This window comes from Piscicoccus intestinalis NBRC 104926, from assembly GCF_001515525.1.
GTDB lineage: Bacteria > Actinomycetota > Actinomycetes > Actinomycetales > Dermatophilaceae > Kineosphaera > Kineosphaera intestinalis.
This window is the reverse complement of the sequence record NZ_BCNQ01000021.1, coordinates 19,266-30,528: the sequence shown is the minus strand read 5'-3', so window position 1 is coordinate 30,528 and position 11,263 is coordinate 19,266. Positions and strand designations below refer to the sequence as shown.

Genomic DNA, 11,263 nt, shown 5'->3' with positions numbered 1-11,263 from the left:
AGCCAGGTTCAACGGCTTGTCGGGGCGGTCGGGGGCGTTCGGTCCGGGGTGGTCGATGGCCAGTGGTCATGATGTGGGCCTGGAGGTGGGCGCGTCGAGTGTGGTGTTCCGGGGCCCGTCGGGGTTCCGTGCGACGTTCACGGGGTCGGGGTCGTCGTGGACCGCGCCGTCGGGGTTGAACGCGACGTTGACCAAGAACGCTGATGGCACGTGGCGGGTGAAGCAGGGCTAGTCCTGGGCTCAACTCCCGCAGTTATCACCGGTTGGTACGGCGCCGTGTGGGTGGCAAGCTTGTCCTTCGGTGGCTACATGATAAGCAAGGATTGTGGCCCTGAATACCGACGTTGGCGAGACAGGACTTTCGGCTGATAATGATTTGGAACTGGGTGCTGATATGTATCGGAGTTGCCATGACGGTCTGGCTCGTCGCGGCTTCCATCTCTGGCGAGGCCAATTGGGGTGTGCCACTGACAACCTTTCTCGCAACGCTTTCGGTCATAGGTAGAGAGATCGCTCGGCGCAGAGGGAGGGGTGAGTAAAGCCAATGGCCAGACACTTCGGGGCCCTTGTGTGGTCGCCAACGTTTCCTACCACGTCAGCGCCTCGACTTAATCCCGCCCATAGCTGCAGATTTGGCACGAATCAGAGTAGAAGCCGACGGTGTTTGAACCCGATTCCTGCCACTTCTCGGGGGTCTCCTCGGTTTCGGGTTCGTGACGCGGGAGTCGGCTTTTCGGCGTCCGTTTCTGCTGACCTTGCTGCCGGCGGAGCGTCGGGCACGCTGGTCGGCTTGGGCATCAGGTGTGAGGACGGTCATACCGGCCGGCAGCGCCGGATTCGCGGTAACGGGGTAGTGTGCAAATGTCCGTGGTGGTCCGACGCGTTATGTGGTGTTTCGTCGTCCTTTCGACCGTCCATCTGTGTTGGGCGCTGGCGAATATTTCACAGTACGGCGCTACAAATTTTCGAGTGACTGCGTTCGTCTTGAATTCGTTAGTTTTGTTGTCTATCTGCGCATACAACCCCCGGGGCAGTACCTGTTGACGTGGGCCCATGGGGAGCAGATCGGGCATTCCCTGCTCGGGATCGCCTCCCAGGTCGACCCTGGCGGGTGGCCCAGAAGATCCTGCGGGGCCCGAACGGTAAACCCCGGCTGTGGTCCGTGGCAGCGCGGCTGAGCAGCGTGTCGGGTACGTTATCCCGACCGCCTGGGCAGCGTCATCGGCCTCATCGGCGCCAACATTGTCGGTGAGTCGGATCTCGCGCTCGATCACCAACTGCGCGGCCGATGTGAGGTGATCGTCGAGTCAGTCCAGGCCCAGGACGGCTAGGAGTGCCGTATCGACGGCGTGCAGCTCTGCGGAGTTGAGCCGTCCGGCGAACTCCCCGAGTCTGACCTCGGGGTCGATCACGGTGAGCTGCTCGACCATGACGCGAGTCGTGGTGCCGTCGATGTCGATCTCGGGTCGGAAGGACGCCTCGCGGCGCCCCGTGGACGTGGGTGCGACGAGCCAGGTCGACAGGGGGAGGTCGTCGGACTGCACGACGACCGCGAAACGAGCTCCCGACTGTTCGTGGCCTCGTGCGTCCTTGGGGGCACGAAGTCGGTAGACGTCACCGCGCACGGATGGCGTCCATCTGCGCTGCCAGCTCCTTGGATGCGGCGACATCCGCCGGATCGTTGCGCAGCGCCTCGGCCTCCGCCCTCAGGCGAGCACGGCGTTGGTTGCGCTCCGCGTCGAGGATGGCCTTGCGTGCGACGTCCGACCGCGACGAGCCTTCGCTGGTGAGCGCGGTTAGTGCGCGTTCGACGTCGGGATCAGTGCGAATAGTCAGCGTGGGCATACGACGTAGTGTAATACAGATCGCACGGTGGGAGCTCGCACGTCGGGCATGTCTGCGCCCCCGCCCACCTGATCTGACCGATTCACCCCGGCCGAGAGCCATGCTTTCGGCCGGGTTGAAGGTGACGCCGCATTGTCAGCGCAGCGTCGAACGGGACCGCAGCAGGTGCGAGCGCATGGCGGCGCGGGCGCCGTCGGGGTCGCTGCGGGCGATGGCGTCGCGGACCGCGGAGTGTTCATAGACGAGCTGGCGGTGGTGCTCGGCGTCGGTGAGATCGTGGCCTTCAGCCACGAGGGTGCGGTGCAGCAGGATCGAGCGGGCGCCGAGCATCGAGAGCACCTGCCCGAGATACGGGTTGCCGGAGGCGGTGGCGACCGCGGCGTGGAACGCGAAGTCGGCCTCGACGGTCTCCTGCGGGCTCGCGCGGGTGAAGGCGTCGAGCGCCCGGGTGAGGGAGCGGAGCTGGTCGGGGGAGCGGCGGGCGGCGGCCAGGGCCGCCGCCTCGCCCTCGATCCCGATGCGCAGCTCCATGACGTGCGCGAGGTCGCCGCGGTCGCGGATCGCGAACCCGTCCGCGGGCGCGGCCGGCTCCGGCGCCGACAGCACGAACGAGCCCCGGCCTTGGAAGGTCTCGATGAGCCCCGCCGCGCGCAGCCGCGTCACCGCCTCCCGCACGACCGTGCGGGACACGCCGAACTCGGCCTCCAGCTCGGTCTCCGTGGGCACCCGGTCGCCGGGCGCGAGGGTGGCGTCGAGGATGCGCGCCTTGAGCACGCCGGCCAGGGCGTGCGCGAGTCCGCGGGGATCGTCCCGGTCGAGGCTCATGAGCGCAACCTACGCGCTCACCGGGCCCCGACCTCGAAGGTGTCGACGGTCCACGCGCGCAACTGATCGGAGATCGTGACGCCCAGGCCCGGACGGTCGGAGACGATCATGCGGCCGTCGGCGATCTGCATGCGCTCGTTGAACAGCGGGTCGAGCCAGTCGAAGTGCTCGACCCAGGGCTCGATCGGGTAGGTCGCCGCGAGGTGGCAGTGGATCTCCATCGCGAAGTGCGGCGCGAGCTGCAGCCCGGCCTGCGCGGCGATCGTCGTCAGCCGCAGGAACTCAGTGATGCCGCCGACGCGCGGGCAGTCGGGCTGGATGACATCGCACGACTTGGTGTCGATGAGCTTGAGGTGCTCGGCGACCGAGGCGAGCATCTCGCCGGTCGCGATCGGGGTGTCGATGACCCGGGCGAGGTCGGCGTGGCCCTCGTAGTCGTAGGCGTCGAGCGGCTCCTCGATCCAGATGAGGTTGAATGGCTCCATCGCGCGGCACATCCGCATCGCGGTCGGGCGGTCCCATTGCTGGTTGGCGTCGACCATGAGCGGGAAGTCGTCGCCGAGGTGCTCGCGCATCGCCGTCAAGCGGGTCATGTCGACGTTCCGGTCCGGGTGGCCGACCTTGATCTTGATGCCGCCGATGCCCGCCTCGCGCGACCGGCTCGCGTTCTCGATGACCTCGTCGAGCGGGGCGTTGAGGAAGCCGCCGGAGGTGTTGTAGGTGCGCACGGAGTCGCGGTGCGAGCCGATGAGCTTGCTCAGCGGCAGGCCGGCGCGCTTGCTCTTGAGGTCCCACAGGGCGACGTCGATGGCGGCCAGGGCCTGGATCGCCACGCCGGAGCGTCCGACGGAGGCGCCGGCCCATTCGAGCTTGACGAACAGCTTGCCGATGTCGGAGGGGTTCTCGCCGATGAGGTTGTCGGCCACCTGCTTGGCGTGCGCGAATTGGGCGGGGCCGCCGGCGCGCTTGGAGTAGGAGAAGCCGACGCCCTCGAGGCCGTCGGCGGTCGTGATCTCCGCGAAGAGGAAGTGCACCTCGGTCATCGGCTTCTGCCGGCCGGTGAAGACCTTCGCGTCGGAGATCGCGGTCTTCAGGGGGAGGACGACGTGGCTGAGGTTGATGTGGCGGATGGAGTCGGCCACGGGGACTCACCTTCGAGTCGTAGTATCAGTGGATAACTCATCATATGACTAATCGGATCGTCAGGGAACGAGAACGGGCGGATGGGCCGCGCGGACCGACGCCGGGCCGGGCTGGGTGAGAATGTCGGGCGTGACCCGCGACATCGTGATCCTCGGCTCGACCGGCTCCATCGGCACCCAGGGCCTGGACATCGCCGCCCGCAATCCCGACCGCTTCCGGGTCGTCGGGCTCGCCGCGGGCGGCTCGAACGTCGAACTGCTCGCCCGGCAGGCGGTGCGTTTCGAGGTTCCGCACGTCGGGGTGGCCGACGAGGCGGCGGCGGCGCGCCTGGAGGAGGCGATCGCGACCGTCTCCCGGGAGGCGGGCCGGCCCGGTTCGGCGCCGACGATCACCGCGGGGCCGGACGCCTCGACCGCGATCGCGGGCCTGGCCTGCGACGTCGTGCTCAACGGCATCACCGGCTCCATCGGTCTGCGCCCGACGCTGGCGGCCCTGGGGGCGGGCAGCACGCTGGCGCTGGCGAACAAGGAGTCGCTCATCGTCGGCGGCGACCTCGTCACGCGGGCCGCCGCGCCCGGTCAACTGGTGCCGGTCGACTCCGAGCACTCGGCGATCGCCCAGTGCTTACGCGGCGGGCGGCGCGAGGAGGTGCGCCGGCTCGTGCTCACCGCGAGCGGCGGCCCGTTCCGGGGGCGTTCGCGCGAGGAACTGCGCCACGTCACCCCGCAGCAGGCGCTGGCGCACCCGACGTGGGACATGGGCCGGGTCGTCACGACGAATTCGGCGACGCTGGTCAACAAGGGGCTGGAGGTCATCGAGGCGCACCTGCTCTTCGACGTCGCCTTCGACGACATCGCGGTCGTCGTGCACCCGCAGTCGGTCGTGCACTCGATGGTCGAGTTCACCGACGGCTCGACGCTGGCGCAGGCGAGCCCGCCGTCGATGCTCATCCCGATCGGCCTCGGCCTGGGCTGGCCCGACAGGGTGCCCGACGCCGCGCCCGCCTGCGACTGGACGAAGGCGGCCACGTGGGAGTTCTTCCCGCTCGACGAGTCCGCGTTCCGGGCGGTGCCGCTGGCCTACCGGGTCGGCCGGGCGGGCGGCACACAGCCGGCGGTGTACAACGCCGCGAACGAGGAGTGCGTCGAGGCGTTCCACGACGGGCACCTGACGTTTCTCGACATCGTCGACGTCGTCGAGGGCGTCGTCGACGACTGGTGCGCCACCCCGGAGGCGGCGCGGCCGGTGCACGCGGTCGACGACGTGCTCGCCGCTGAGACCTGGGCCCGCGCCCGAGCGCAGGAGGTCATCGCGCGGCGCGGCTGAGTGCTCAGCCCGTGGCACACAGGGCGAGAACGAATCCGCCGGTCGCGGCGTTGAGAGCGCTGTGGCACTCGCCGGAGGCGGGGCTGTGGGCGGTTCGGCCCGGCCCGGGTCAGACTGGAGGCGGGTGGGTGTCGGCCCGATGAGGAGGCGCGGGAGGCGTGATGTATCTGCTCGGTGTGCTGTTCATGGTGCTCGGCGTCGGAATCTCCATCGCCCTGCACGAGATCGGGCACCTCGTGCCGGCGAAGAAGTTCGGCGTCAAATGCAGCCAGTACATGATCGGTTTCGGGCCGACGCTGTGGTCACGCACGCGCGGCGACACCGAATACGGCATCAAGGCGGTGCCGCTGGGCGGCTACGTGCGCATGCTCGGGATGTTCCCCCCGAAGGCCGAGACGGGCCTGAAGGCCAAGGCCAAGTCGGGCCGCTGGGCCGCGATGATCGAGGACGCCCGCAACGACTCGCTCGCCGAGGTCAAGCCCGGTGAGGAGCACCGCGTCTTCTACCGGCTGAGCACGCCGAAGAAGATCGTCGTCATGCTCGGCGGGCCGGTGATGAACCTGTTCCTCGCCACGCTCATCATGGGCGGCCTCATCATGGCCAACGGCCTGCCGATCGAGCAGCCGGGCGCCCGGGTCGGGTCGATCTCGCAGTGCGTGCGCCCGGTCGACGGGTCGGCGAGCGCGGCGAACAGCCCGTGCACCGCCTCCGACACCCCGTCTCCGGCGGCGGCCGCGGGCCTGCAGCCGAACGACCGGTTCGTCTCGATCGCGGAGCAGCCGGTGACGGAGCCGGGTGACATCGCCGAGCTCGTGCGGCCGCACGCGGGGGAGGCGATCCCGATCGTCGTGGACCGCGGCGGGCAGCAGCTGACGCTGACGGTGACGCCGATCGCCAACACGGTGCCGCAGATCGACCCGGGCACGGGGCAGCCGGTGCGGGAGAACGGGCAGGTCGTCACGACGACGGCCGGCTTCATCGGGGTGAGCGCGGCGCCGCTGCCGCCGGTCGGGCGCGACCACTCGCTGGCGCAGCTGCCGGGGGTCATCACCGACGCGGTCGTGCAGACGGGGCGGATCGTGCTCACGCTGCCGCAGCGGCTCGTCGACGTCTGGTACGCGGCGTTCGGCACGGCCGAGCGCGATCAGAACGGCCCGATCAGCGTCGTCGGCGTGGGCCGCGTGGCCGGGGAGGTGTCGTCGGGCCAGGTGTGGACCGACCCCGACACGGGCGCCGCGCTGCCGCTGCGCGACCGGCTCATCACGCTGTGGTCGCTGCTGGCCAGCCTGAACATCGCGCTGTTCGTGTTCAACCTCATCCCGCTGCTGCCGCTGGACGGCGGCCACGTCGCCGGGGCCCTGTGGGAGGCGGTCAAGCGCGGTTTCGCACGGGTGTTCCGCCGCCCCGACCCCGGTTATGTCGACGTCGCCAAGGCCCTGCCGCTGACGTACGGCGTGACGCTCGTGCTGCTGTCGATGTCGGTGCTGCTCATCTACGCCGACATCGTCAAGCCGATCCGGTTGTAGCGCCGCGCCCGCCGCGACTGTCGCGGGCCGCCTCAGAACGGCGGGTCGCCGGCGTCGACGCGGCCGTAGCCGCGCCCATCGACGTGGCCGGCGGCGCGGGCCTGCTCGTTGGCGGCCCGTTCGACGGCGAGGGCCTCGCGGAGGCGGTTGATCTCGCGGGGGTACACGAACGCGGCGTGGTCGATGGCCTCGAGGTCGGCGACGCTGATCCCGACGATGTCGGGCCTCGTCTCGTCCGGGTCGTCCGGCCCGTCGGTGCGGTACTCGGCGGAGTTGTGGGCGTCGGGGACGGGTGCGCCGGGTCTGTCGACCCCCTCGTCGGGGTGGAGGCCGAGTTCTCGGTAGTCCATCGGGTAGGTCGTGTAGGTGCGCCCGTCGGGGAGCCGCCATTCGACGACGCCGTCGGTGGTCATGCGCGCGGCCCAGTGCCGCCTCGTCTTCTTCGAGTGGTGCAGGCGGCACAGCCCCTGGAGTTGGTCGCCGGAGGTGTGCCCGCCGTCGCGTCGCTCGACGACGTGGTCGAGGTCGACGTGGATCGCCGGGCGGTTGCAGCCGGGGGCGCGGCAGATCCCGTCGCGCATGGTGACCGCCGCGGCCATGCGCGGCGGCGGCTGGTAGGAGTCGCTGACCTGCGCCATCGCGTACCCGGTGAGCGGGTCGGTGACGATGCGCTGCCACGTCGACCCGGCCGCGTGCGCGAGGTCACGCACGGTGTCGGCGGCGACCGGCTGGCCGTCGACGACGCCCGGCTCGTCGTTGAGCCCCAGCACCGAGGCGGCCGATACGACGACCTGGACGACCGCGGCGGGCCAGCCGGACTCGGCGGGGTGGTCGACGGCAGTCGGCGCGTCGGCGCCGGGCTGCCCGAACAGCAGCAGGTCGAGCGCCACGTCGGAGCGCAGCTGGTTGAGGGTGCGCGGGTCGCCGCCGGCGCGGACCGCCCGGGCGATCGCGTCGACGCGCCCATAGGCGGCGAGGCAGCGCACGTCGGCGCCGCTGACCCCGAAATCGGCGGAGCCGTCGTCGCGCGGGAGAACCCAGGCGGTGCGGGTGCGCAGCGCCCGGGCCCGGCGTGCGGGGGCACCCACGTGCTTGACCAGCTCCCGCCGCTTCTTGGCGTGAAACAGCCCTTGCCCCACCGGGGCGCCGGTCGCGGCGGCCTTCGCGGTGGCGTAGGCCACGACCGCGTCGCACACCTTCTGCCCGGCGTCGGGGGTGACCTCGGGATCGTCGAGATCCCGAATCAACGCCGCGCCCTGGTCGAACGTCATCGCCCGCTGCGCGATGGCCGCGCGCACCGGGGCGGCGACCGACTCCGGAGCCAGCCCGAGCGCGATGCGGCCGGACCAGGGGCCGCGCGACCCGCCCAGGGTGGCGACGGCGGTGTCGACGACGCAGACGCGCGCCTCGTCGAGGAGCTGCGCCGCCGGCTTGCGGTGGCGCTCGGGCAGCTCTCCTCGGTCGACCCGCTCGTTCTGCGCGGCGAGGTCGTCGGCGGCCTGCGCCCGGGCCAGCCGCTCCATGATCGCGGCGCGCTCCAGCTCCAGCGAGGTGCTGATCTCCTCGATCTCGCGCAGCCGCTCCCAGCCGCCGAGCAGGGGGTCACCGGGCAGGGGGTCGCGGGGCAGGGAGTGGCCGGGCAGGGAGTGGCCGGGCAGGGAGTGGCCGGGCAGGGGGTCGCGGGGCAGGGAGTGGCCGGGAAGGGAGTCGCCGGGCCGGGAGTGGCCCGGCAGCAGCTCGAGTCGCAGCAAGGGAAACCCGGCGGGGCCGGGCTCCGTGCCGACCACGGCGAGCCGGGCGCTCTCGAGGAGGCCGGTGCCGTCGCCACCCCGGGCGGCGTTGACCGACTCCATGATGCACTGCGCGAGGAATTGCGTGGGGAGCTGCGCAGGAACCTGCGCGGAAAACTCCGGGCCGTCCGACGGCACGTTCTCGGAATCGATGCCGGACATTGTCGAGCCCCCTTTCACGCAGCCTTGTGACGATTTATCCGCAGGACCTCAGTCTATATCGACGGGCCAATAAAGGCCAGGGTTTGGGAGGTTTTCGCCGTGGGCTGAACTGCGGTGATGCTGTCGGGACCCGCCGCGCAGGACCGTCTGAATGACCGCGCGACGCCCGCCATCAACGCGTCGCAACCTGAGCCTGTGGATAAATCAGAGCATCGCACCGGAAATGTCGAAAGAAACGGCCTGTGTCGTCCCAAAGAATGACACAGGCCGTTTCCATGTACTACGCAGGCGAGACAATTACGCCGAGCTCGGTCGCGAACTCGTGGGAATGGCGCCGGACGGCGGGGCACCCGGCGGAGTCCCGTCGCCGCCTCCGGGTGCGGCGGGAGCGTCGCCGCCGGTCGGCTGGGTGTTCGGGTCGACGTTCGCGGTGAGCGACACCTGGTAGCCGGAGGTGGTGTCGCCGGTGACGGTGGCCAGCTGCAGGGCCGCGGAGTCGTTGCCGAAGACGTTGTCGGTGGCCAGGCTCAGCTGCGAGAGGTTGTTCACCGAGGCCTCGTAGCCGCTCGTGGCGTAGACGGTCTCGCACACGTCCTGGGGAAGCGCGATCTGCGAGGTCGCGATCGCGTTGTCGGCGCTCGAGATCGAATTCTGGTCGGGGTAGACCTCGAAGTGGATGTGCGGCCAGCGGCCCGAGTAGCAGGCCGGGAAGATGCTCGTGAATGTCACCGTGCCGTCGGAGCCGACGACCTGTACGCCGCGCAGGTAGTTCTGGTCGGTGATGCCTTGGGAGTACAGGGAGTACTCGCCGTCGCGGTTGCAATGCCACACATAGACGGCCGCGCCGGTATAAGGCGCCGCGTCCTGCGCGAGGTTGGTGATCTTCAGGGTGAGCGTCATCGGGATTCCCTCCGCCGTGCCGGAGGCGGTGCCGAAGCTGGAGCGGATGTCGTTGCGCACGACGCCCGACTCGGTGAGCACGTTGGGGCCGTTGGAACCGTCTCCGGGGTAGGGGCCGGCCGTCTCGTCGGGGATCTCCTCCTCGCCGCTCGCCGCGGTCGAGCAGCTCGTGGTCGAGGTGGCGCTCGCGCCGCCGTCGGAGGAGCCCCCACACGCCGCGAGCGCGAAGGCGCCCACGCCGAGTCCGAGCCCGCCGAGCATCTGGCGCCGGCTCATCGTCGCGAGGTCGAACGACAGGCCCTGGTCGAAGAGGTCCTCGGCGGGGCGGGGCAGCGGCCGGCCCTCGTAACTGGGGGCGGGGCCGGAACTGCGGTCGGACATGAAGGCTCCTGTTCTCGGCCGATCGCGGTGGCCGATTCGACTATCGGTCCGATCAGTGTGTGGTCCAACGGCACCCGGCCAGTTCTCCGCCACCTGTGAATGGCATATGAAGCCGGGCAATTCGAGCGGGTGTCGGCCGGGTCGTGGGAGTTGTCGCGACGCGCGGGGCTGCGCACGGCACGATGCCTGCATGGAGATCCTCGTCGTCGGAGCCGGTATCGCCGGCTGCACCGCCGCCGCGCTGCTGGGGTGGGCCGACCATCGCGTCACGCTCGTCGAGCACGACCCGGCCGTGCGCGAGGGAGGCAGCCCGGTGCACGTGCGCGGCGGGGCGCTGCCGATCGCCGAGCGGCTGGGCATCGCGGGGCTGCTGCGCGAGGCGGAGACCGGCGTCGACCGCGCCGAGTTCGTCGACCCCCGCGGCACGGTGCGGGCCACGGCGCGGCTGCGCACCAGCGGCGACGACGTGGAGATCGGCCGCGCGGAGCTCAACCGGCTGCTGCTGGAACAGGTGCATCGGGTCGCGCAGGTCGTGTCCGGAGACGGGCCGCGCACGCTCACGGAACTGCCGGACGGCATCGAGGTCGGTTTCGAGCGCGGGCGCCCGGAACGCTACGACCTCGTCGTCGGCGCGGACGGCCAGCACTCCCAGGTGCGCCGGCTCGGCTTCGGCCGGGAGACGGCGTACGTGACCCCGTCGGGGATCATGATCGGCGCGGTGCCGATCGACCCTGACCTCGTCGTCTCGCCGCGGGTCGTGCGCACGTCGCACACGCCGGGCGCGACGACGATCATCCACCCCGCGGGCGGCCACCCGGTGGGGGCGGTCATCGTGCGCGAGGAGGAGCCCGACGTCGCCGACGACCCCGCGCACCAGCCCTCGCGCGAGGAGCGAATGGCGATCCTGGAGAAGCGCATCGGGCGCCGGATGCGGCCGTGGCACGGCACCGACATCCTCGAGGCCGTGCGCCGCTCGCCGGACGCCTACCTCGACTCGATCGGGCGGGTCGAGATGGCGTCGTGGTCGCGCGGCCGGGTCGTGCTGCTCGGCGACGCCGCGTGCGGGCTCACGCTGCTCGGCGACTCCGGCTCCGTCGCGATGACCGGCGCGGGCCGCCTCGTCGACGCGCTGAGCCGGCTCGACCGCCCCGGCGACCTCGCGCAGGCGCTCGGGTATTACGAGCGCGCCCACCGGCCCGAGGTCGAGCACCACCTGCGCGGGGTGGAGAAGGCCACCAAGCGGCTGCTGCCGATGACCCGGCGGGCCATCCGGCGCCGGCACCGCGCCGTGCGATTCACCCGGCGGGTGTGACGACCCGCGCCCGGCCGGCGGGTTGGGACCGGGCGCACCGGGCCGGGTGCGCA

General features: G+C 70.8%; 10 protein-coding genes. 4 read left to right on the top strand and 6 right to left on the bottom strand.

The features are described 5' to 3' along the window. Nucleotides 1–232 (top strand): hypothetical protein (locus PINTE_RS23845; RefSeq protein ID WP_217996510.1); only part of this gene is annotated, 232 nt, incomplete at its 5' end. A gap of 1,075 nt (nt 233–1,307) precedes the next feature. Here the strand turns inward: PINTE_RS23845 and PINTE_RS05750 are convergent. The 4 genes from PINTE_RS05750 to PINTE_RS05735 all read right to left on the bottom strand — a co-directional run bounded on the left by PINTE_RS05750 (nt 1,308) and on the right by PINTE_RS05735 (nt 3,812). Then, nucleotides 1,308–1,625: a type II toxin-antitoxin system PemK/MazF family toxin gene (locus PINTE_RS05750; protein WP_068427405.1), complete on the bottom strand. Its 318-nt coding sequence runs from the start codon at nt 1,623–1,625 to the stop codon at nt 1,308–1,310. Continuing rightward, complete coding sequence (locus PINTE_RS05745; protein ID WP_068427399.1) at nt 1,615–1,845, bottom strand: hypothetical protein; 231 nt, start codon at nt 1,843–1,845, stop codon at nt 1,615–1,617. Before PINTE_RS05745 ends, PINTE_RS05750 begins: the two co-directional genes overlap by 11 nt. Before the next feature lie 135 nt (nt 1,846–1,980). Continuing rightward, nucleotides 1,981–2,670 (bottom strand): FadR/GntR family transcriptional regulator, encoded by a 690-nt coding sequence (locus PINTE_RS05740; RefSeq protein WP_068427396.1) that lies wholly within the window; start codon nt 2,668–2,670, stop codon nt 1,981–1,983. Nucleotides 2,671–2,687: 17 nt separating this feature from the next. After that, a complete protein-coding gene (locus tag PINTE_RS05735) occupies nt 2,688–3,812 on the bottom strand; it encodes an L-talarate/galactarate dehydratase (protein WP_068427394.1) in 1,125 nt (374 codons plus the stop codon). 121 nt (nt 3,813–3,933) lie between these two features. On the opposite strand from PINTE_RS05735, the gene dxr reads away from it, so the two are divergent. Continuing rightward, a complete protein-coding gene (dxr, locus tag PINTE_RS05730) occupies nt 3,934–5,139 on the top strand; it encodes a 1-deoxy-D-xylulose-5-phosphate reductoisomerase (protein ID WP_068427392.1) in 1,206 nt (401 codons plus the stop codon). Nucleotides 5,140–5,300: 161 nt separating this feature from the next. Further along, entirely contained in the window at nt 5,301–6,665 is a 1,365-nt protein-coding gene (locus PINTE_RS05725; RefSeq protein ID WP_068427391.1) for a M50 family metallopeptidase, read from the top strand. A gap of 32 nt (nt 6,666–6,697) precedes the next feature. On the opposite strand, the gene PINTE_RS05720 is transcribed toward PINTE_RS05725, so the two are convergent. Both PINTE_RS05720 and PINTE_RS05715 read right to left on the bottom strand, forming a co-directional pair. Continuing rightward, on the bottom strand, nt 6,698–8,617 hold the full coding sequence (locus PINTE_RS05720) for an HNH endonuclease signature motif containing protein (protein ID WP_068427389.1): 1,920 nt from the start codon (nt 8,615–8,617) through the stop codon (nt 6,698–6,700). 297 nt (nt 8,618–8,914) lie between these two features. After that, entirely contained in the window at nt 8,915–9,898 is a 984-nt protein-coding gene (locus tag PINTE_RS05715) for an intradiol ring-cleavage dioxygenase (protein WP_068427385.1), read from the bottom strand. Between the two features lie 190 nt (nt 9,899–10,088). On the opposite strand from PINTE_RS05715, the gene PINTE_RS05710 reads away from it, so the two are divergent. Then, nucleotides 10,089–11,210 carry an FAD-dependent monooxygenase gene (locus tag PINTE_RS05710; protein ID WP_068427384.1) on the top strand — a complete coding sequence of 374 codons (1,122 nt, stop codon included), beginning with the start codon at nt 10,089–10,091 and terminating at the stop codon, nt 11,208–11,210. Nucleotides 11,211–11,263 lie beyond the last annotated feature (53 nt).